Source organism: Variovorax fucosicus (genome assembly GCF_030316825.1).
In the GTDB taxonomy this organism is placed as follows: Bacteria; Pseudomonadota; Gammaproteobacteria; order Burkholderiales; family Burkholderiaceae_C; genus Variovorax; species Variovorax fucosicus.
This window is the reverse complement of the sequence record NZ_JASZYU010000003.1, coordinates 400366-421084: the sequence shown is the minus strand read 5'-3', so window position 1 is coordinate 421084 and position 20719 is coordinate 400366. Positions and strand designations below refer to the sequence as shown.

Below are 20719 nucleotides of genomic sequence, written 5' to 3'. Positions count from 1 at the left end.
CTGGGGGCAGCGTCAACACGGCAGAGCGGGTTTGCCGCAGGGGAAAACCCTCGGCCAGTGAGCCAAGCACCCCAGATGGAAGTTCGTTCGTTTACCAAACGATCGGAATGCTATGATGGCTGCTCCACGATCTGCGGAGACCCATTCATGCGCTATCCGACCACCCACAAAGAGGAAACCCGCAAGAAGCTGCTCGCGAATGCCCGTGGCATCGCCAAAAAAAGTGGCTTCGGAACCACCGGGGTCGATGAATTGATGGCGAGCATCGGCCTGACCGGGGGCGCGTTCTATGGACATTTCCCGTCCAAGGAAGCGCTGTTCGCCGAGCTCGTTGAACTCGAAATCTCGAACAGCGCAGAGATGCTGGCCGGGGATCGGGACTCGCCTCCCGACCACGTCGCGAAGCGGTTGCGCAGCTATCTGAGTTCTTATCATGCCCTGCACCCGGAAACCGGATGCGTCTTGCCGGCACTGGGGCCGGAGATCGCGAGGGCGGGGCCAGAGGTTCGTGCGGCGGTAGAGGAGGGCTTGAAGCGATTGCAGAAGAGCTGGAGCTCGCGCATCGGCGATCCGGATGCGGCATGGGCGCTGCTTGCTCAATGTGTTGGCGCACTGGTCTTGTCTCGCATAGTTGAATCCGAGCGCACCCGCAAGGAAATCCTGGCTTCCAGCCGTCGCTTCATCGACCAGACGCACGCGTTGGATGAGCCCCCGGCGAAGCCGTCGAAAGCATCGTGACGGCGACGGCCAACGTGCCCGGGCGCATCGCTCAGACACGTGCGCCAATGCATACGTTTTCCGCACCGAAGACGCACGCCGTCGCTGCCGAGGTAGCAGCGAGATCTGGGCTGAAGCCATCGGCCTGCACCGACACAACGCTCCACCAACTCGCGCGCCTGGTGAGGCGGCGCTATGACGTCGAACTCGGCAAGGTGGGTCTGCGAACCACGCAATACGGGCTGTTGACGGAAGTCGCTGCAAACGGGCCGATGCGTCCCTGTGACCTGGCTGACGCGATGGCGCTCTCCCCGTCAACGCTGACGCGCAATCTCAAGCCCCTCATCTCTTCGGGATTGCTGGAACTGGGCCCCGGCACTGACGGGCGTACGCGCAGTGTGAAGATCACCGCTTCGGGAAGGAGCAAGTGTGCCGAAGGCCTGCTTCACTGGACCGCGGCCCAAGCCAGAGTGCATCAGTTGATCGGGAGCCGAAATGTAAGCACGTTGCGTGCACTCGTTGAGGACTGCCTGGCAAGCATGTCAGCATCGGCATGACGTCGCGCCGGAAGAGGGCGCCTTGCTTGATCCCTCTTTCCGTCAGAACGGCGAGCCAGTCCTGCATGGCGGCCGCCACGCTGCCCACCAGTGGCTTCACATCCTCCCCGCCGACTTCAGGGTTCGAGCATTTGATTGGCGCGCAAGAACTCGCTCATCCGTTTGGCCGCATTGCTGACGCCTGCCTTTGGCTGCAAGATGCCGATCGGCTCCAGAGTCAAGGCCTCGCTTGACCACAGTTCTACCAGTGTCCCTTCGTCCAGAAGAGGGCGCACGAGGTTCAAGGGCAGCAGAGCGAGCAGCGGGCGCTGCCTCAGCAGGCGCCACAGCATCGCCACGGAGCGCGTGACCACAGGGTAGGCGCGTGGCGGATGCGGGAACTGCCGCGCAAATTCGTCGAAGCGCCGGCGCGCCCCCACCCCGGCGGGCAGCAAAAGCCAAGTCGGTTCTGCCAGTTCCGCCCATCCCAGCGGGCGTGAGCAAGCCATGGGATGGCCGGTACGAGCCACCACGACAAAGCGGTCGTCGCGCAGTGCGAGAAACTCCCAGCCTTCGGGCGTCACCGCAGGGCGGCGGCAGACGACCAGATCCACCTCACCGCGTGCAATGGCCAGCAACTGGTCATCGCCCTCGGCTTCCGCCAATTGCACCTGGGTGGCGGGAAAGCGGTCGCAGAAGTCTGCCAAAGTGTCAAGCAGCAGCCCGTTGATGGCGCCCACCGAACCCACCATGCGGACCACCCCTTCGCCTTGTTGCTGCCGGGCAGTGACGACCTCGGCGCTGTCCGCGATGCCCAGCATCAGGCGGCGGGCGACCGGCAGCAAGTCCGTGCAGGCAGGAGTGGGCCGCACACCGCGGGCGTGCCGCTCGAAGAGACGGACTTCCAGCAATCCTTCCAGATAGGCCAGGGTCTGCGTCACCGAGGACTGGGTCATGCCGATCGCGTCGGCGGTGCGCTGCACGCTTCCAAGTTCGGCAAGCTGCAGGAGTACCTGCACGTGGCGGAACTTTCCGCGGGCGAGCAGACGGTGTAGGAGAGCGGTAGCGGAGTCCGGCAAGGTATTGGTGAGTCTAATGGGTGGGGCGCCAAATTAATTTGGCACTGATAGCTAAGAAGTCGAAGATGCGCGCTCCAACAAGGAGACAAACGTGAGACCTCTGATTCGATGGGCCGCCGCCGTGGCCGTCCTTTCCGTGACGGTGACCGGCCCTGCGCTCGCTCAGGCGGACTGGCCGGCCCGCGCCGTTCGCATCATCGTCCCCGCGCCCGCCGGCGGCCCCTACGACCGGACGATCCGGCCTTTGGCGCAGCAGCTATCGCTCTCGTTGAGGCAACCTGTTGTCGTGGACAACAGGCCGAGCGCTGGCAACATCGTCGGCACCCAGGCCGGCGCGACCGCCGCCCCCGATGGGTATACGCTGACCATGACAGGCATGCTCAACACGATCGCTCAGAGCATGTACGACAACGTGCCGTTTGACATCGTGAAGGACTTCGAACACGTCGGCAGCATTGGTGAAGGCGCGCAGTGGCTCGTCGTGCGACCGGACGCCAACGTCAGCAGCTTTCAGGACCTTGTGGAGCAGGCCAAGCGTGAGCCGGGCAAGATCAACTATGCAAGCTCCGGCGCAGGCAGTAGCGGGCACCTGGTGATGGAGCTGCTGCAGCGCGCAGCGGGCATCCAGTTCACCCACGTCCCTTACAAGGGCGGCGCGCCGGCCCTGCAGGACGTGCTCGCTGGCGTGGTGCCCCTGACCATCCTGCCGATCAGCGCGGCGTTGAGCAGCGTCCAGGCCGGCAAGCTGAAGGTGCTGGCAGTGACCAGCGGGCAGCGCAGTCCGCTCGTCCCCAACGTGCCCACATTCGCTGAGCTGGGCTACAAGCAGCTCGCGGTGAATTCCTGGGTGGGGTTGTCGGCGCCGAAGGGCACGCCGGCACCGGTGGTACAGAAGCTGAATGCGGCGCTGCAGTCCGCGATGAAGGATCCGGCGCTTCTGAAGCAACTGGACGCTGAAGGCCTGATTCCGCTCGTCTCCACGCCCGAACAGTACACGCAGCTGGTGCGCAGCGACACGGAGCGCTGGGGCCAGCTCGTACGCAGCCTCAACATCAAGGCAAACTGAGCATGCCATTCATCGAGTCGCGCGGCCGGCGCATCTACTATGAGCGCCACGGCCAGGGCCCCGCCGTGCTGTTCTGCCACGGCGCCGGTTCCAACGCGGCCACCTGGTGGCAGCAGTTGCCCGCTTTCGGAGCGCGGCACAGCTGCATCACCATGGACATTCGTTGTTTCGGCCGGTCAGCCGCGCCGCTTGACGAGTTCTCGCTGGAGAACTTCGTGGCTGATGTCGTGGCCATTCTCGATCGCGAGGAGGTGCAGCGGGTCACGCACATCGGCCAATCGCTGGGCGGCTTTATCGGGCTGAAGCTGGCGCTGACGCATCCGGAGCGCGTGGCAGCGTTCGCGGCCTGTGATAGCTCGCTTGCCCTCGAGCACCCCGTCCTGCTGGACTCGATCGCGAAGCGGCAGATCACCCATCAGGCTGTGAGCATCGAGCAGCGCTCGTTGGGCCGCTGGTTTCTGGAGAACTGCCCGGAAAAGGCGTTGCTGTACGCGCAAATCAACCACTTCAACCCGAGTGCGTACGCTATTCCCGCGGAGGAGTGGGGCGGTGCGTTGGCCGCACTGCTGCAGCCCGCACGCCTGATCCCGATGGGGGCGCTGCGCGACGTCGCCTGTCCGACGCTGCTGCTTGTGGGCAGCGAGGATCCGATCGTGCCAGTGTCGGTGATGGAAGAGGTGCAGACGCTGGTGCGCGGCAGCGAGCTCGTCGTCGTGCAGGACGCGGGTCATTCGGCCTACTTCGAGAAACCGCGGGAATTCAACAGCATCGTCCTGGACTTCATCGCGCGCCGCGCGCAGTACTGAACTCACCCATGCAGATACTTCACCTTTCCCTTGTTGCACTGGCGACCGTGATGGCTGGCTGCGCCGCCATGCGGCCAGCGGGCACGCTGCCCGCGGGCCCCGCTGCCGGCGATCGCGTGCTGTCGCCTTTCTACGCCTGGACCGGCGCTCTTCCTTCGCGTCCCGGGGCCATGCTGCGCATGGAATCGCAGCCGCCCCAGCCGGAGATCACGGCCGCAAGCGTGCAGCAACGCATCCTCTACACCTCGACCGACGCGCGGTGGCGTTCCGGTGTCCTGCCGGTGACCGGGACGCTGTACCTGCCCAAGGGCGAGCAGCCGCGCGGAGGCTGGCCGCTGGTAGCGTGGGCGCACGGCACTCTGGGGGTGGCCGACGCTTGCGCACCCTCGTGGACTGGCCATCGCCCGCGGGACGCCACCTACCTCAATAGGTGGCTGGAGGAGGGCTTCGCTGTGGTGGCCACGGACTATCAGGGCCTTGGCGGTCCGGGCCCTCACCCCTACACCTTCTGGGAGGCCGAGGGCCGCTCCATTCTGGACAGCGCGCGAGCGGCCATCGCGGCATACCCTGGCCGCATTGCCAACGACCTTGCGATCACGGGCCAGTCGCAGGGCTCCGGCTCCTCGATCGGCGCAAGCCGCATCGCCGCCGCGTATGCGCCGGAGTTGAACCTGCGTGCGACTATCGCCACGGGCCTGCTTTCTTCCTTCCCGGAAGCCCGCTACAAGGCGCCGGAGGCTGTGCCCAGCCCTAGCGGCCCAGTGCGGTTCTCCATGCTGCGCCTGGTAGGCGGTTCCATCCCTGACGACGGGCCGCCGGCGGAATCCCTGGTGACGCCACAGGCCCAGTCCATGCTGAAAATGGCGCGCGAGACCTGCGTGGACGAGATGCGAGGCTATGAGCAGCAGCAGGGGCTGAACGCCGCAAATGCGTTCAAGCTCGAACCCGCTGCGCTGCAGACGCTGCTGGTGAAGACCTCAGACATGAGCCTCGTAGCCCTGCCGGCGCCGCTGTTCCTGGGGACTGGCCTTGCGGACCGCACGATCCCACCGCGCCGGCAATACGCTGCCGCCGCCGCGCTGTGTCAGGCCGGTAATCCGCTGGTGTGGAAGACTTACGCGGGCATCACACACAACGGCATCGTGAACGCCGCGTTCGAAGACGAACTTCGGTTTGTGCGCGCTGTTCGCGCGAATGCGCCGACGGAAAGCAACTGCGGAACAATGACTGAGCCCGGCCTGCCAGAACCTGCAACCGCGGGGATCCGATTCAACGACTAAGCCTCCTGCCGATTAACCTGGTGGCGGTCTCGAGGCAGCGAGGCCGATCGGTCGAAAAGGGGGGATGCAAGAACCGGCGCTGCGTGCTTCTTTCCAACCTCACGACGGAGCGCGACCTACATTTAACATAATATACATTGTATTATTTTAGTGCGTGGGAGGAAAGCAGACCGGATGGCGCGCGTCGGTCAGCCCAAACCTGCATGTTGCGTGAGGGCTTGGATCTGCGTGTCCACCCCGATGCCCCCGATTGAACTCATGCTGACACCGCCGAATTGCTTCCCTTGGAAAGGACTCCTCGATGAACGAAACGGAGATGGGCGCGGCGGCTACTGCTACGAGCTCAACCGCCTGTACCTGGCACTGCTTCGACGGCTGGGATTCGATGCGCGGGGCATCACCGGACGTGTCGTTATGGGCGGCCCCGAGGACGCATCGACGCCACGCACTCACATGCTGGTGACGGTTCTGCTCGACGGCTGCCGCTACATCACCGATGTAGGTTTCGGAGGCATGGTACCCACAGGACCTCTGCGCGTGGACACCGAAGAAGAACAGGCCACTGCGCATGAACCCTATCGCCTGACCCACCACGAGGGCAGCTATACCCTTCGGGCACTGGTCGCCGGCAGCTGGCGCGCCATGTATGTATTCGACCTGCAGCCGCAGACCGACATCGACTACGTCGTGGGCAACTGGTACGTGTCGACGCACGAGGACTCCCCGTTTCTCGGCCAACTGGTGGCGGCTCGCACTGGGCCCGGGCTGCGCCGGACGCTCGGCAATGGCAGCTACGCCATCCACCGATTGGGTGTGGCCAGCGAGCGACGGCAACTCACCGAGGTCGACGCCGTCATCGACGTGCTGCAGAGCGACTTCGGCATTCGCTTGCCTCAGCATCCGGACCTGCGGCACATCGTTGCGCGGCTTATCGCGGACCCTTGAGGCGTCCGCGCGCAACTCCGATCACGATGTGACGCCGCACGCATCGCCGCCGCTCAAGGGCACTCCTGAGCTTGAAGCGCTGCGTCCTGCCTCCGGCTGGCCAGGAATGCGACATTTGAGCTTGGCGTTGACATGTTCAGAACAGCGCCTCGGCCCGACCAATGCCCGGAAATTCGACTACAACCCTCTGTCCAGAGACTACCGGCAGGATGCCAACCCACGAGCCCGTGGTGACAACGGTGCCGGCCGGCACGCTGGCGCCATCCCGTGTCGCGTGCTTCAGCCACACCGGCAGCAGCCATGCGGGATCGCGCATGGGATGGGTGCCGATGCGGATCACCGGCTCCTGCGCATCGATGCACGCCTCGCACCGCTGAGCCGCCCAGTCGAGCTCGGCATACGGTACCCACGCGCCTAGCACCAGGGCGCCGTGCGACTGGGAATCGGCCAAGCGCAGCAGAGCCGGCGCGCGCGGCCCCTCTTGCCAGCGCGAGTCCACCACCTCGATCGACACGGCCATCGCATCAACCACCGAGCACGCGTTCTCCGGCGTCAGTGCGGCAGCGCGCTCCGGCGTCACGGCATCGCCTAGTCGCAAGGCAATCTCTGCCTCGATGCCGGGCCCGTTGAAACGCAGATCGGCAAAGTTCGCTGGGCTGATCCGCACGCCGACCGGTGGGAGCGGTGCATGGGTAAGTACCGCCTCGCGCGAGGGGCCACCCGACTTCCAGTGCTGCGGCATGGCGGCATCGAACCATCCCATGGCGCGCGCAACGTCGTCTTGCGCCCGATAGGCCTGCGCCGCGTCGGCGAGGCTGGCCTGCCATGCGGATGCGGCAACGGCGCGGCCGTCTTTGCGCGCCGTTACCAGCGCGCCCACGAGTTCGTCCAGGGTATTCGTATCCATCGCGGCAGCCTACCCGTCCACCCTGACCTTGCCGTCCTTGACCACCTTGGCCCACTTCGCGATCTCGCTCGAAATGAACTGCCTGAACTTCTCGCGCGAGCCGCCGCCGTCTTCGGCGCCGTAGGTGTCGAGCCGCTCCTGCACGTCGGGCATCGCCAGCACCGTGTTGACGTCGCGGTTGATCTTGTCGGCGATGGCCGCTGGCAGCTTCCCAGGGCCGGCCAGGCCGTACCACGTGGTGGCCTCGAAGCCCTCGAAGCCCTGCTCCTGCATGGTCGGCACCGAAGGGTGGCCCTTGGCACGCTTCAGGCGTGTCTGGGCCACGGCGATCACCTTGCCGCTCTTCACGTGCGGTGTGGCCGCGGTCATCGTTTCGAAGCTGTACTGGATCTGGCCACCCATGAGATCGGCCAACAGCGGCCCACTGCCTTTGTACGGCACGTGCAGCGCGTCCACCCTGCCCTGCAGCTTGAACATCTCGAGCGCGAGATGCTGCGCCGAACCGGCGCCGGCCGACCCGAAGCTCACTGTGCCGGGCGTCGCATTGCACAGGGTGACGATGTCTTTGACCGTGGCCGCCTTCTGCGCCGGGCTGGCTATCAGCAGATTGGGCGTTACACCGACCAACACGATCGGAACAAAGTCGCGCTCCACGCTGTAGCGAAGCTTGGGCTGCAGGCTGGGGGCCAGCGCGTGGCTGTTGATGTGCGCCATCAGCAGGGTGCTGCCGTCGCTCGGCTGCTGCGACACATACTCGGCCGCCAGCACGCCAGCCACGCCGCCCTTGTTTTCAACAATGACCGGCTGGTTCCACATGACGGTGAGCTTTTGCGCCACCACGCGCGCCAGCGCATCGGTTCCGCCGCCCGGCGGAAAGCCGACCACGATGCGAACCGGCGACGTGGGCCATTCCTGGGCGAACAGGCGAGGGACGCCCAAGGTGGCCGCGGCGGCGCCGGCGGCTTGGATGAGAGTGCGTCGTTGCATGGTCGATCGCACCTCAGGCCGCACGCTGCAACGCGACGGATGCTGCGTGACTGGCAAAGTGATCCATGGTCGCCTGCACACCGCTGCCCGCGAGCTTCACGCCTGCGAGCTTCAGGCCCATCTCGACGCCCGCCACCATGGCCACCAGCGTCAGGTCGTTGCTGTCGCCCAAATGTCCCATGCGGAACATGCGGCCCTTGAGCTTGCCAAGGCCGGTGCCCAACGAGAGATCGAAGCGCTCGTAGATCAGTCGGCGCAGCGCGTCGGCATCTACGCCCGGCGGCGTGATCACGCCGGTCAGTACAGGCGAATAGACGCTGGCATCGGCGCACTGTATCGGCAGGCCCCACGCGTTGACTGCGGCTCGCACGCCGGCGGCCCATCGCTCGTGTCGAGCGAACACGTTGTCCAGCCTTTCGCCGAGGATCATGTCCAGCGCTTCCGACAGGCCGTACAGGAGGTTGGTGTTGGGGGTGTATGGCCAGTAGCCGGATTCGTTCATCTCGACGATCTCGTCCCACGCCCAGAAAGCGCGCGGGAGCTTGGCGGACTTCATGGCCTCGAGTGCGCGCGGCGATATGGCGTTGAAGCTGATGCCCGGCGGCAGCATGAGGCCCTTCTGCGAGCCGCTGACCGTCACATCCACGCCCCACTCGTCGTGGCGGAAGTCGGCACTGGCCAGGCCCGAAATGGTGTCGACCATCAACAGCGCCGGGTGCCTTGCCGCGTCGATCGCCTTGCGAACCGCAGCGATGTTTGAGGTGACGCCTGTGGAGGTTTCGTTGTGAACCACGCACACTGCCTTGATGCGGTGCTCCGGATCCTTGCGCAGGCGCTCTTCTATCAGGTCTGCCTGTACGCCGCGGCGCCAACTGGGCGCATTGGGCAAGTGCTCGTCGCTGCCCTTCCAGGCCAGAAACTCGCTGGAGATGCCCAGCCGCGTTGCCATCTTGCTCCATAGCGTGGCGAAGTGGCCGGTCTCGTACATCACGACGTGATCGCCCGGGCTCAGCGTATTGGCCAACGCGGCCTCCCAGGCGCCGGTACCCGACGCGGGATAAATGATGACTGGATGCCTGGTCTTGAAGATCTCGCGCACGCCCGCTAGCACCTTGAGCCCCAGCGCGCCGAACTCAGGCCCTCGGTGATCGATCGTGGGCAGGCTCATCGCCCGCAGAATCCGATCGGGTACCGGGCTTGGACCGGGGATCTGCAGAAAGTGGCGACCGGTCGGATGAAAGTCAAGGTTGAGCATGGGCGGCGTCCTTTGAAAACCACGATTTTTGCATTCAAAATACAAACATGAATGCTCGATAACACTTAGACCTCTCTATTGTGTCTGCCATAATTTGTATGCAAAATCCGTTTTTGTGAGAACCCATGGCTGAAATTATTGAAATCTCGCGTCTCTCCCTGCACGACCAGGTGGCCGCGCGGTTGCGCACCATGCTGATCGAGGGGCGCATCGCGCCAGGCGCCAAACTCAACGAGCGCGAGTTGTGCGAACAGTTGCGCGTCTCGCGCACGCCGCTGCGCGAGGCCATCAAGCTTCTGGCGGCCGAAGGGCTTGTCGACCTGCTGCCCAATCGCGGGGCCGTGGCGGTGCGGCTGACGGAGGCCGACGTGCTCAACACCTTCGAGGTGCTGGCGATGCTCGAAGGCATGTCCGGCGAGCTGGCGGCGCAGCGCATCGGCGACGGCGACCTGGCCGAACTGCGCGCGCTGCACTACGAAATGCTGGCCTGCTACGCGCGCCGTGATCTGTCGGGCTATTACCGCCTCAACGCGCTGATCCACACTGCCATCAACAACGCCGCCGGCAACCCGGTGCTCACCGCTACCTACCGATCCATCAACGCGCGCGTGCAGTCCCTGCGCTTTCGCACCAACCAGAACGAGGCGAAGTGGAAGAGCGCGGTCAAGGAGCACGAACAGATGCTCGAGGCGCTGGATGCCCGCGACGGCGCGGCGCTGCGCAAGGTGCTGGTCGAGCATCTGCTTCGCAAACGCGACACCGTGCTCGACCTGCTGCGCGCCGGGGAGATCTATCCGAACGCCATCAAATCCTGAGCCCACGCTCCACACCGCACACCATGCTGATCGAATCCGCCCACGCCCTGCAGCCCGCCGGCACCGCCCTGCCCCCCAACGACATCTGCGAGGCACTGGCGCGCCGCCTGCGCGCCGAGACCGAAGGCGAAGTGATGTTCGATGCGGCCTCACGCGGACGCTATGCCACCGACGCTTCGATCTACCAGATCCAACCAGTGGGCGTTCTGGTTCCCAAGACCGAGCGTGACATCGCCACCGCCATCGACATTGCGCGCGAGCTCAAGGTGCCAATTCTGGCGCGCGGTGGCGGCACCAGCCAGTGTGGCCAGACCACCGGCGCAGCGCTGGTGATCGACAACAGCAAGCACTTTCGTCGCGTACTCGACATCGACGTGCAGGCGCGCACCGCTACCGTCGAGCCAGGCCTGGTGCTCGACCACCTGAATGCGCAGCTCAAGCCACATGGCCTGTGGTATCCGGTCGATGTGTCGACCAGCGCCCAAGCCACGCTGGGTGGCATGGCTGGCAACAACTCGTGCGGCTCGCGCTCTATTGCCTACGGCAACATGGTGCACAACGTGCTGGGCGCGAGCGCCTGGCTGTCCGACGGTGAGTTGGTGGACTTCGGGCCGGTGTCGACACTCGGATCCCGTGCCACCGACATCGCCAACCATGTGCGTCAGCTGGCCGCGCAGCACCGCGGCGAGATCGCCACGCGTTGGCCCAAGGTGCTACGCCGGGTGGCCGGCTACAACCTTGACATCTTCGACAACCAGAACGAGAAACCGTACACCACCGACGGCACCGTCAACCTGGCACACCTGCTGGTCGGCGCCGAGGGCACGCTGGCCTACACCCGCAGCCTGACGCTCAGGCTCAGCGAGGTGCCACGCGCCAAGGTGCTTGGCATCGTCAACTTCCCGACCTTCCACGCCGCGATGGATTCGGCGCAGCACATCGTAAAACTAGGCCCGACGGCGGTGGAACTGGTCGACCGCACCATGATCGAGCTGAGTCTGACCAACCCGGCATTCAGGTCGACTGTCGAGACGGCGCTGATCGGCAAGCCGGCAGCGATCCTGCTGGTCGAGTTTTCGGGCAATGACAAGGCGGCTCTGCTGCCGCGGCTCAAGCAGCTGGTGGAACTGATGGGCGACCTGGGCCTGCCCGGCAGCGTGGTGCAGATGGCAGACGACGCGCCGCAGAAGAACCTGTGGGACGTGCGCAAGGCCGGACTCAACATCATGATGAGCCTGAAGGGGGACGGCAAACCCGTGAGCTTCATCGAGGACTGCGCCGTGCCGCTGGAACACCTCGCCGAATACACCGACGGCCTGACCGAAGTCTTTGCCAAGTACGGCAGCCGCGGTACTTGGTACGCGCACGCCTCAGTCGGCACGCTGCATGTGCGCCCGATCCTCGACATGCGCACCGATGGCGGCGCCAAGATGCGCGCCATTGCCGAGGAAGCCAGTGAGCTGGTGCGCAAGTACAAAGGCGCCTTCAGCGGCGAGCATGGCGACGGCCTGTGCCGTGGCGAGTGGATCGAATGGCAGTTCGGGCCCGCCATCAATGAGGCCTTCCGGGCCATCAAGAACAAGCTGGACCCGATCAACCTGTTCAACCCCGGCAAGATCATCGACCCGCCGAGGATGGACGATGGCGCATTGTTCCGCTTCTCGCCGTCCACCGCACCAAGGCCTTACAAGCGCATTTCGCTGACGCCGATCCTCGACTGGTCGGCGTGGAACGTGCAGGCCGATCCGGTGACCGAAGTGACGACGGCGCCCGGTACAGGAGGCGACACCACGGGCGGCTTTGCCAAAGCCGTGGAGATGTGCAACAACAACGGCCATTGCCGCAAGTTCGACGCCGGCACAATGTGCCCGAGCTACCGCGTGACGCGCGATGAGCAGCACCTGACGCGTGGCCGCGCCAATACGCTGCGGCTGGCGGTCTCGGGGCAGTTGGGACCCGACGCCTTCACCAGCGCGGCGATGCACGACACCATGGACCTGTGCGTCGGCTGCAAGGGCTGCAAGCGCGACTGCCCGACCGGCGTCGACATGGCCAAGATGAAAATCGAGTTCCTCGCGCACTACAAGGCCAGGCATGGACACACCATCAAAGACCGGCTGGTTGCGCACCTGCCCGAATACGCCCACTTCGCGAGCCGCTGGCCCGGACTGCTGAACCTGCGCAACACGGTGCCGGGCGCTGCCTGGCTGGGGGAGAAGCTCCTGGGCTTTTCCGCCAAGCGTTCGTTGCCGGCGTGGCGCCGCGACACCTTCTGGCGCGCCCGCGACGCCGCCATGTTCGCCAGCCGCGACGACACCCTTGCAGCAGCCGGTGCTGGCCGCAAGGCGGCGGTGCTGTTCGTCGACACATTCAACGGCACCTTCGAGAGCGAGAACGCACTGGCGGCCGCGCGCGTGTTGAAGGCGGCCGGCTACACCCTGCACACGGTCGAGAAGGCCGGCGGCCACCATTGCTGCGGCCGCACTTACCTCGCCAGCGGCATGGTGGCCGAGGCCAAGGCGAAAGCCGGCGCGCTCATCGATGCGCTGCTCCCGTTTGCGGAAGCGGGCATCGCGATCGTCGGCCTCGAGCCCTCATGCCTGCTGACACTGCGCGACGAGACGCTGGTGATGGGCCTGGGCGACAAGGCTTTCACTGTGTCCAAGCAAGCGCTGATGTTCGAGGAGTTCGTGGCGCGCGAAGCCAAGGCCGGCCGCTTCGAGATCGTGCTCAGGCCCGCTGGCAAGCCGATCCTGCTGCATGGCCATTGCCACCAAAAAGCATTTGGCGCGGTCACGCCGATCCTCGAGGTGCTCAAGCTGATTCCCGGCGCCCGCCCCGAGTTGATCGAGAGTTCGTGCTGCGGCATGGCCGGCAGCTTCGGCTACGAGGCCTCGCACTATGCGGTGTCGATGCAAATGGCCGAAGCCAGCCTGCTGCCCGCAGTGCGCAAGAACCCGGATGCGATCGTAGTGGCCGACGGCACCAGTTGCAGGCACCAGATTGCCGACGGCGCCCAGCGCAAAGCGGTTCACGTGGCGCATCTGCTTGACACACTGCTGGCCTGACTCTGCCCCCTTGCCTTTCGTTCTGGCTCGCTCAATCGATCGGAGACCTTCCCGCCCGAGTCGGCAAGATCAAGGCTGATTGCCTTCGATCGGCAAAGATGCTGCCTGAACGTTGTTGCGGCCAGATCTCTTGGCTTGATAGAGCATCTCGTCGGCCCGCTTGATGAGCGCGGCAGCGGTCGCTGTGCCGCCTTGGTAGAACGCCAAACCGATACTCGTGGTGATGACGATCGTCCGCTGTTGGATGGCGAACGGCACCCGCATGGCGTTGATCAACTTCTCGGCGGCGGAAGCTGCAACGTCGGCATTGGGCAAGCCTTCCATGATCACCGTGAACTCATCGCCGCCCAGGCGTGCGCGGACATCGCTCGAGCGCAACGCCTGCGACAACCTCCCGGCGAAGCCTCGCAGCAGTTCGTCGCCCGCCTGGTGCCCGTACTGATCGTTGATCTGCTTGAAGCCGTCGATGTCCAGGTACATCAACGCCATCAACGCGCCTGTGCTGCGGCCGTGTTCCATCGCCTCTGTCAGGCGCACGTCGAACCCTGCGCGATTGAGCAGACCAGTGAGAGGATCGATCTGCGCCAGATTCACCAGGCGCTTCTCCTCGAGCTTTTGGCGCGTGATGTCGGTGATCACCGCATGGAAGCCGACGATGGTCTCGTCGTTCACCGCTGGCTGGGGGATGTACTGGGCTTCGTAGCAGTAGTAGCTGTCGCTCTTGGTGATTTCGCTCTGGAAGGTGACCGCCTCGCCGGCCAATGCGGCGAGTATGTGTTGCTGCACGGTCTGGTAGGCCGGCTCGCCCAGGAGCTCTTTGACGGTGTGCCCCTCAATCTGATCCCGGGAGAGTCCAAAGCCGCGCTCATAGGCCAGATTGTTGAATCGATAGCGCTCATCCGCATCGATGTAGGCCACACGCATCGGCAGCGCGTCGGCCACCGTGCGCAGGCGGGCCTCGCTTTCCTGCAGTGCCTCTTCCGCCTCGTGATGCGCGGTGATGTCGCTGTCCAGCGTATAGAGGCCCATCACCTCCCCATGTTCGTCGTACTCCGGAACCAGGGTCGCCTGGATATCGCGACGCCCGCCAGGCGTCACCAGCCTGCGCTCGTACGTGATCTGGCGCCCGGCCAGCGCCGCGCGCATGTGCGGCTCCATCTGCGCCCACGCCTCGTCACCGTAGAACTCATGAAGGCTCCGGCCGAGCAGCTGTTCAGGCTCGACGCCGAACCAGTCCTGGTAGGCCTTGTTGACGAACCGGAACCGCAGGTCGCGGTCCAGATAGGAGATCAGCGCCGGCAGGTGATCCGTCACCATGCGCAGGCGATGCTCGCTGTCGCGCAGCGCACGCTCCGCAATCTTGGCCGCCGAGATGTCGCGCATCAACCCCGAGAAATACTCCACCTTGCCGTGCTTGTCGCGGTGCGCGATCACCATGTGGCTGACCGGGAACTCCTGCCGCTCGGCATTCCACACCATCGACTCGCCCACCCAGACGCCGGTGCTCACCGCGGTAGGCACCACCTCCGACTTGAATCTCTCCATCGTTTTCGGTGGATTGAAGTCGGTGATCTTCAGCTGTTCGATCGGTGCGTTCATGTCCAGCCCCGTGCGGCGCCGCGCTGCCGGATTCATGTAGATGAGCCGCCCGGTCGCATCGAGTTGGACGATGTAGTCGGTCGTCATGTCGAAGATGGCGGTCAGCGTGCGAAGGGCCCGTTCGGCCTGAGTGCGCTCGGTGATGTCGGTCACGGTTCCGACATGGCCCATGACGCGGCCTTCGGCGAGTACAGGCCGGCTTCGCAATGTCACCAGTACCTGGGTTCCGTCCCTGCGGTGGAGCCGGCGCGTGGCGTTCATCGGGTCGGCTGCATTGACGATGCGAATCCATTCCTGGCGAACCTTTTCCCGAATCTCCTCGCGCACGAGGCTGAGCCAGCCCTCCCCCGCATCCTTCCGCTCGAGTCCGTGAATCGCCAGATACTCGTCGTTCACGTAGGTCATGCGACCGTCACTGTCGCAACGGAACAATCCCACCGGTGATGCATCGGTGACCGCCGACATCTCGAGCCGTTTCTCGCGCAGGTCGGCCATCAAAGCGTCGAACTCGCGTGCCAGATCGCCGCGCTCGTCGTTGGCGACGACATCGAGCTTTACCTGGCTGCCCGGCGAATGGCGGAGAGTGCGGATCGCGCTGCTCAACGCCTCCAGGGGGCGCATGAGCCAAGTGGTCCCCAGCCAGACCAGGAGCGCGCAGCCCAGGCCCAGCCAGAGCAATTGCAGCAGCAGGTTTCGCCTCGCCTGCTCCAGCGGCGCGTAGGCGATGCGGGCCGGCACGATCAGGCGCAGATCCCAGTCGGCACTGCGTACGGTGGCGTGCGTTGCCAGGTCGTTCTCGGTACCGCCAGTGAAGGCGACGGCGGCTGCGGCTGCGGGCTTGAGCAAAAGGTTCGCATCGGGGTGCATGACGACCTGCGGCGACTCGCCGCGCGTGACGATCTCGTAGTAGCCGCCCCGGCCGACGGTGGCGCGACTCAGATCGCCGAGCACGTTGGCGCGCTGCAGGTTCAACGCCGCACCCAGCACGCCGACGAGGCGGCCGTCCGATCCCGCGACGGGAACGGCCATGACAACGGCAGGCTGGTGCGAGCCCTTGGTGAGCAAGGGTGCCGAGATGGCGGGCTGGCCCAGGTCGCGCACGCGCCGGAAGTAGTCGCGGTCGGCGACGTTCGGGGGCTGGGTGGCAGGCGGGTTGATCGCGATGATGGCGCCGTCCAGCGTCGCGAGCGCGGCGTTGTCGAACATCGCGCGCAGATCCTTGTCCGCCAGGAAACGCTGCTGCGCCGCGGCGTCCGCGAAGCCCTGCGTGCCGAGCTCCCGGGCCGCACGCGTCAGAGCGGCCAGATGAACGCCAAGCTTGTAGTCGAGATCCGCCGCAGCGCTCTCGGTCAGCGCCTGCTGCTGCTCGCGCATCAGGTTGACGTACTCGCTGGACAGATTCCGGTACTGCCACCAGCCCGTCGCACCGACCAGGGCGAGGACGAGCGACGTGATCAGCAGCGCTGTCTTCGTTCTCAGCTTGAACCGCATTTGGTCTTCTTCGCTGGCACGGTTGTTCCTGGCTGCATCTTTCCATGATAGCAACCGCCATCATGTGTCACGGCATCGACAGCGACCTAGGGATGGGTGTTCTGCGCCTCGGGCATCGCACCCACATAGCGCCCGCGCGGACGAATCACCTGCCCCACGCCGAGTTGTTCCAGGCTGTGCGCCATGAGCCCCACGCCGCGCGCCGTTGCAAAGAGGCCGAAGGCCGCATCGGCGGGTAGCCGATAGTGGGCTACCAAGGCGGCCAGGGCCACGTCGATGTTGGGCTGCAGACCGGTCAGCGTCTCTACCTTTTCGATGAAACGCGCGATCACCTCCGGCGGCTCGAACAGCGCCAGCAAGGCAGCCGCGCGCGGATCGCCATCGGGATAGAGGTGATGTCCGAAACCCGCCAGCGGTAGACCAGTCGACAGGTAGTGGGCCACGACATGGTCTTCGCCCATTCGTTCCACTTCGCCGAACAGCGCCTGGACGCGACCTGAGGCATCGCCATGCAAAGGCCCCGACAGCGTAGTCAATCCGGCCAGAAGACATGCCGGCAGCGAGGCGCCGGTGGACGCTGCAATGCGCGCCACAAACGCCGAGCTCGTCAGCTCATGATCCACCAGCAGCACCATGGCCGTTCGCAGCAAATCAGCCACTTGGGTCGATTGCTTCCATCCTTGCGCGAATCGCAAATGCAGGGGCTTGCGCCCTTGCCGGGCCCCGAAAGCATTGGCCAACTGACCTACCAGGCCCTGGGCCTCGTTGTGCAACACCCGCGTCAGGCGTCCGCGGGTGGAATGTCCGACGGCCGCCAGGCCGGCCAGGGCAGTGAAGGCAGCGATTCGGCCGGGTTTGGCCAACGCCGTCGGCGCAGATGTGACAGGTGAAGAAAAGTCGACGGGCTGCTCGGCAGCCCACAACAGTTGCGCCACGTCTTCCAGTTCGGCCGACCTGGCCAGGCTCACGGCGTCCTGCCCCCTGTAGTACGGGCGCCCGCGAAAGAAGGCACAAAGGGCAGTCGGGATGCTGGGCTCCGAGCCGAACAGCGTGTTGGCGGCCAGCGTCTCGTGCTTGCGGCCGGCCTGCTTGCGCTTGGCCAGCCCCGCCACATCTTCGGCGCGGTAGAGGCTGCGACGCGTATCGGCCGGATCGGGCATCACTTCGAGCTTGCCGCGGCTCACGTACGCGTACACCGTTTGGGGTCGAACCCCGAGGAGGCGGCACGCCTCGTCCATTGAAATCCAGGAAGCCATGGCCGGTTGCAGAAAGTTTTATATATTGATTTTATACGTCAATATTGACTGATATATCAATCCATTTTTAACATGCACACATCCCTGAACACGCAGGCTCGAACGCAGGCCACGCTGCCTCCTCTCTTTGAACGCTCGACATGAAACCCCAGATCCTCCAGCTCAATCCGATCCTGATCCCCGAGATCAATGAGAAGCTCGCATCGCTCTACACCGTTCACAAGTTCTTCCAGGTGGCCGACCAGGAGGCCTGGCTGCGTGAACACGGCGCATCCATCGACGCCGCCATTACCGGCGGGCACACCGGCATCTCGCGCGCCATACTGGACCAGTTGCCGGGCCTGAAGGTGGTGGCCGTCAATGGCGTGGGTACCGACGCTGTCGATCTGGCGTACTGCCGCGACCGTGGCGTGCCTGTTACCGCAACCCTCGGTGCGCTGACCGAGGACGTGGCCGATCTGGCCATCGGCCTGTTGATCGCGGCTTGCCGCAACCTGTGTGCCGGCGACCGCTTCGTGCGCGACGGCCAGTGGGAGCTTCACCCTCAACCCAGCGCGATCCCGCTCGCCCGGCGCTTCAGCGGCATGCGCGTTGGCATCGTCGGCATGGGACGGGTGGGCCGAGCCGTCGCGGTTCGGGCGGCTGCGTTCGGCTGCCCGATCAGCTACACCGACTTGCGCCCGATGGACGACATCGCTCACCGGTTCGTTGCAGACCTGGTCGACCTCGCACGCGACGCCGACGCGCTCGTGCTGTGCGCTGCGGCCGACCAGGCCGAAGGCATCGTCGACGCGGCAGTGCTCGAAGCGCTGGGCCCGCGCGGCTTCCTGGTCAACGTCGCCCGTGGTCGCCTGGTCAACGAGGCCGACCTGACGGAAGCGCTCTTCGCCGGCCGCATTGCCGGCGCGGGGCTCGACGTGTTCGTGGACGAACCGCGCGTGCCGCCAACGCTGCGCCGGTCCGACAGCGTCACCCTTCAGGCGCACCGCGCCAGTGCCACCTGGGAGACCCGGACCGCCATGGGCGAGATGGTGTTGGCCGGCATCGCCCAGGCCCTGGCGGGCGAGCGCCCGACGATGAGCCTGACCACCTGAGCCCATGTCAAGCGCGACCATGACGGAATTCGTGTTCCCGGCGCTCGCGCCGACCACCTTGCCAGTGGCCGGCAGCACGGCGGTTTTCCCCGTGGGCCGCGTGTACTGCATCGGCCGCAACTACAGGTGGAGCCAGGACGAAGCGACACCTGTGGAAATGCCGGCCTGGTTCATGAAGCCTGCCAACGCGGTGGTTCCGGCGCGCGGCGTGCTGCCCTATCCCCCCGGCACCGGCGACTTCTGTCACGAGATCGAACTGGTGGTGGCCATCGGTCGTGGCGGGCGCGACATCGCCCCGGCGCGGGCGCAATCGCACCACATCTGGGGCTACGCCGCGGGGCTCGATCTCACGCGGCGTGACCTGCAGCAACAAGCCAAGCAGGCCGGTGGTCCTTGGGAGGCTGCCAAAGCCTTCGACCAATCGGCGCCCTGCACTCCCTTGTTGCCGGCTGCGGTGTTCGGCCATCCAAGCCAAGGGGCGGTGTGGCTGACGGTCAACGGCATTGAACGGCAGCGTGCCGACGTTCGCGACCTTTCGTGGCCTGTACCCGAACTGGTGGCCATGCTGTCCAGATCCGTGACGCTCGCGCCAGGCGATCTCATCTACACCGGGACACCCGCGGGCGTCGGCCCGCTGCAGCCCGGCGATGTCGTCAGCGGGGGCGTCGCGGGCATCGGGCAGTTCTCGATGACCGTCGGCAGCGCTTCATGACGATTTACCACCCACAAGAGGAGACTTCCATGCAACCCACATCCCTGTTCAAGATCCTTGCCGTCTCGGCATCCTTGGCCATGGTGCCGTCCCTGGCATCTGCGCAGGCCTACCCGACCCACGCGATCAAGATCATCGTGCCCGCCCCTCCCGGCGGCGCCATCGACACCATTGCCCGCGTCGTCGGGGACAAGCTGGCGTTGTCGATGGGCCAGCCGGTGGTCGTTGACAACCGGCCTGGCGCATCGAACAACCTCGGCACGGATGTTCTCGCCAAATCGCCGCCCGATGGCTACACGATCGGCATCGTGGGAGGCAGCCACAACACCAACAAGTTCCTGTTCAAGAACCTGGGCTGGGATCCGGAAAAGAGCTTCGAGCCCATCGTCTACACCCACGAGGTTCCATTGGTGTTCGCGATCTACCCCAAGATCCCCGCCAAGACCTTGCCCGAGCTGGTGGCCTGGATGAAGGCCAATCCGGATCAAGCCAAGGTCGCCACCTCCGGCCGCGGCAGTGCGCAGGAAATGGCGGCCGAGATGTTCCGCATGGCAAGCGGAGCGCAGGTGCTGCTGGTCCCCTACAAGGGCTCTTCCGCCGCCCAGCCGGATCTGCTGGCCGGGCGCACCGCGCTGTACATCGACACGATCAGCGCCATCCAGTCGCAGGTGAAAGCCGGCAACGTACGAGCCGTTGCGGTGTCGACGCGCAAGCGAACAACGCTGCTGCCGGATGTGCCGACCGCCGACGAACAGGGTCTCAAAGGCTATGACGCCAACACGAACGGCGGGTTTCTGGCACCTGCCGGCACGCCCAAGGCGATCGTCGCAAAGCTCAATGCCGAGATCAACGCAGCATTGAAGCTGCCCGACGTGCGCGCCAAGCTGGAGGCTGTCGGCATCGAAATCCAGGGCGGCACGCCGCAGGACTACGCCGCGCTGATCAAGTCCGACCTCGCCAAGTGGGGCAAGGTCGTCAAGGAGGCGGGAATCCCGATGGAGTAAGTCCTAAGGACGTGGACAGGCTCCAGGCGTCACGACACGGTCACCCACGATGGCGATAGTCAGCGCGAGCGCGGGCCCCGCGCCCTGCCCTTCGAAGCCGAT

General features: G+C 65.2%; 17 protein-coding genes. 11 read left to right on the top strand and 6 right to left on the bottom strand.

Annotation, left to right across the window (positions count from 1 at the left end):
• Nucleotides 1–147: 147 nt before the first annotated feature.
• Nucleotides 148–738, top strand: a complete 591-nt coding sequence (locus QTI05_RS19510; RefSeq protein WP_286620375.1) for a TetR/AcrR family transcriptional regulator — start codon at nt 148–150, stop codon at nt 736–738.
• A gap of 47 nt (nt 739–785) precedes the next feature.
• Nucleotides 786–1274 carry a MarR family winged helix-turn-helix transcriptional regulator gene (locus tag QTI05_RS19505; protein ID WP_286621116.1) on the top strand — a complete coding sequence of 163 codons (489 nt, stop codon included), beginning with the start codon at nt 786–788 and terminating at the stop codon, nt 1272–1274.
• Between the two features lie 116 nt (nt 1275–1390).
• On the opposite strand, the gene QTI05_RS19500 is transcribed toward QTI05_RS19505, so the two are convergent.
• Nucleotides 1391–2272 (bottom strand): LysR family transcriptional regulator, encoded by an 882-nt coding sequence (locus QTI05_RS19500; RefSeq protein ID WP_286620373.1) that lies wholly within the window; start codon nt 2270–2272, stop codon nt 1391–1393.
• Between the two features lie 151 nt (nt 2273–2423).
• On the opposite strand from QTI05_RS19500, the gene QTI05_RS19495 reads away from it, so the two are divergent.
• From QTI05_RS19495 to QTI05_RS19480, 4 genes are all read left to right on the top strand, one after another.
• Nucleotides 2424–3398, top strand: coding sequence for a Bug family tripartite tricarboxylate transporter substrate binding protein (locus QTI05_RS19495; protein ID WP_286620371.1), 975 nt, complete (start codon nt 2424–2426; stop codon nt 3396–3398).
• A gap of 2 nt (nt 3399–3400) precedes the next feature.
• Nucleotides 3401–4204 carry an alpha/beta fold hydrolase gene (locus tag QTI05_RS19490; RefSeq protein ID WP_286544363.1) on the top strand — a complete coding sequence of 268 codons (804 nt, stop codon included), beginning with the start codon at nt 3401–3403 and terminating at the stop codon, nt 4202–4204.
• Nucleotides 4205–4212: 8 nt separating this feature from the next.
• Complete coding sequence (locus QTI05_RS19485; RefSeq protein ID WP_286544360.1) at nt 4213–5484, top strand: lipase family protein; 1272 nt, start codon at nt 4213–4215, stop codon at nt 5482–5484.
• A gap of 258 nt (nt 5485–5742) precedes the next feature.
• Nucleotides 5743–6429: an arylamine N-acetyltransferase family protein gene (locus tag QTI05_RS19480; RefSeq protein ID WP_286620369.1), complete on the top strand. Its 687-nt coding sequence runs from the start codon at nt 5743–5745 to the stop codon at nt 6427–6429.
• A 136-nt stretch (nt 6430–6565) separates the two neighbouring features.
• On the opposite strand, the gene QTI05_RS19475 is transcribed toward QTI05_RS19480, so the two are convergent.
• Genes QTI05_RS19475 through QTI05_RS19465 form a run of 3 tightly spaced genes read right to left on the bottom strand, consistent with a single transcriptional unit; the run spans nt 6566 to nt 9578 of the window.
• On the bottom strand, nt 6566–7336 hold the full coding sequence (locus QTI05_RS19475; RefSeq protein WP_286620368.1) for a fumarylacetoacetate hydrolase family protein: 771 nt from the start codon (nt 7334–7336) through the stop codon (nt 6566–6568).
• A gap of 9 nt (nt 7337–7345) precedes the next feature.
• Nucleotides 7346–8323, bottom strand: a complete 978-nt coding sequence (locus tag QTI05_RS19470; RefSeq protein ID WP_286546553.1) for a Bug family tripartite tricarboxylate transporter substrate binding protein — start codon at nt 8321–8323, stop codon at nt 7346–7348.
• Nucleotides 8324–8336: 13 nt separating this feature from the next.
• Nucleotides 8337–9578, bottom strand: coding sequence for a pyridoxal-phosphate-dependent aminotransferase family protein (locus QTI05_RS19465; protein WP_286620366.1), 1242 nt, complete (start codon nt 9576–9578; stop codon nt 8337–8339).
• A 125-nt stretch (nt 9579–9703) separates the two neighbouring features.
• Here QTI05_RS19465 and QTI05_RS19460 point away from each other — a divergent pair, with 125 nt between their 5' ends.
• Nucleotides 9704–10393: a GntR family transcriptional regulator gene (locus QTI05_RS19460; RefSeq protein WP_286546551.1), complete on the top strand. Its 690-nt coding sequence runs from the start codon at nt 9704–9706 to the stop codon at nt 10391–10393.
• Nucleotides 10394–10416: 23 nt separating this feature from the next.
• Nucleotides 10417–13461, top strand: coding sequence for an FAD-binding and (Fe-S)-binding domain-containing protein (locus tag QTI05_RS19455; RefSeq protein WP_286620365.1), 3045 nt, complete (start codon nt 10417–10419; stop codon nt 13459–13461).
• 69 nt (nt 13462–13530) lie between these two features.
• Here QTI05_RS19455 and QTI05_RS19450 read toward each other — a convergent pair whose 3' ends face one another.
• Both QTI05_RS19450 and QTI05_RS19445 read right to left on the bottom strand, forming a co-directional pair.
• The gene (locus tag QTI05_RS19450) at nt 13531–16551 is read right to left on the bottom strand and encodes a PAS domain-containing protein (protein WP_286620363.1); all 3021 of its coding nucleotides are present in this window, start codon (nt 16549–16551) and stop codon (nt 13531–13533) included.
• Nucleotides 16552–16637: 86 nt separating this feature from the next.
• Nucleotides 16638–17807 (bottom strand): citrate/2-methylcitrate synthase, encoded by a 1170-nt coding sequence (locus QTI05_RS19445; RefSeq protein WP_286620361.1) that lies wholly within the window; start codon nt 17805–17807, stop codon nt 16638–16640.
• A gap of 140 nt (nt 17808–17947) precedes the next feature.
• Between QTI05_RS19445 and QTI05_RS19440 the strand changes: the two genes are divergently transcribed.
• The 3 genes from QTI05_RS19440 to QTI05_RS19430 are packed head-to-tail and all read left to right on the top strand — an operon-like array spanning nt 17948 to nt 20617.
• Complete coding sequence (locus QTI05_RS19440; RefSeq protein ID WP_286620360.1) at nt 17948–18901, top strand: 2-hydroxyacid dehydrogenase; 954 nt, start codon at nt 17948–17950, stop codon at nt 18899–18901.
• A 19-nt stretch (nt 18902–18920) separates the two neighbouring features.
• Nucleotides 18921–19613 (top strand): fumarylacetoacetate hydrolase family protein, encoded by a 693-nt coding sequence (locus QTI05_RS19435; RefSeq protein WP_286621114.1) that lies wholly within the window; start codon nt 18921–18923, stop codon nt 19611–19613.
• 29 nt (nt 19614–19642) lie between these two features.
• On the top strand, nt 19643–20617 hold the full coding sequence (locus QTI05_RS19430) for a Bug family tripartite tricarboxylate transporter substrate binding protein (RefSeq protein ID WP_286620358.1): 975 nt from the start codon (nt 19643–19645) through the stop codon (nt 20615–20617).
• The last annotated feature ends 102 nt before the right edge of the window (nt 20618–20719 follow it).

What these genes read in the sequence shown, in the direction of transcription:
- QTI05_RS19445 (WP_286620361.1), bottom strand. Translation starts at nt 17,807, where the DNA reads ATGGCTTCCTGGATTTCAATGGACGAGGCGTGCCGCCTCCTCGGGGTT.
- QTI05_RS19470 (WP_286546553.1), bottom strand. Translation starts at nt 8,323, where the DNA reads ATGCAACGACGCACTCTCATCCAAGCCGCCGGCGCCGCCGCGGCCACC.
- QTI05_RS19505 (WP_286621116.1), top strand. Translation starts at nt 786, where the DNA reads ATGCATACGTTTTCCGCACCGAAGACGCACGCCGTCGCTGCCGAGGTA.
- QTI05_RS19440 (WP_286620360.1), top strand. Translation starts at nt 17,948, where the DNA reads ATGAAACCCCAGATCCTCCAGCTCAATCCGATCCTGATCCCCGAGATC.
- QTI05_RS19475 (WP_286620368.1), bottom strand. Translation starts at nt 7,336, where the DNA reads ATGGATACGAATACCCTGGACGAACTCGTGGGCGCGCTGGTAACGGCG.
- QTI05_RS19480 (WP_286620369.1), top strand. Translation starts at nt 5,743, where the DNA reads ATGCTGACACCGCCGAATTGCTTCCCTTGGAAAGGACTCCTCGATGAA.
- QTI05_RS19450 (WP_286620363.1), bottom strand. Translation starts at nt 16,551, where the DNA reads ATGCGGTTCAAGCTGAGAACGAAGACAGCGCTGCTGATCACGTCGCTC.
- QTI05_RS19435 (WP_286621114.1), top strand. Translation starts at nt 18,921, where the DNA reads ATGACGGAATTCGTGTTCCCGGCGCTCGCGCCGACCACCTTGCCAGTG.
- QTI05_RS19460 (WP_286546551.1), top strand. Translation starts at nt 9,704, where the DNA reads ATGGCTGAAATTATTGAAATCTCGCGTCTCTCCCTGCACGACCAGGTG.
- QTI05_RS19455 (WP_286620365.1), top strand. Translation starts at nt 10,417, where the DNA reads ATGCTGATCGAATCCGCCCACGCCCTGCAGCCCGCCGGCACCGCCCTG.
- QTI05_RS19485 (WP_286544360.1), top strand. Translation starts at nt 4,213, where the DNA reads ATGCAGATACTTCACCTTTCCCTTGTTGCACTGGCGACCGTGATGGCT.
- QTI05_RS19430 (WP_286620358.1), top strand. Translation starts at nt 19,643, where the DNA reads ATGCAACCCACATCCCTGTTCAAGATCCTTGCCGTCTCGGCATCCTTG.
- QTI05_RS19490 (WP_286544363.1), top strand. Translation starts at nt 3,401, where the DNA reads ATGCCATTCATCGAGTCGCGCGGCCGGCGCATCTACTATGAGCGCCAC.
- QTI05_RS19510 (WP_286620375.1), top strand. Translation starts at nt 148, where the DNA reads ATGCGCTATCCGACCACCCACAAAGAGGAAACCCGCAAGAAGCTGCTC.
- QTI05_RS19465 (WP_286620366.1), bottom strand. Translation starts at nt 9,578, where the DNA reads ATGCTCAACCTTGACTTTCATCCGACCGGTCGCCACTTTCTGCAGATC.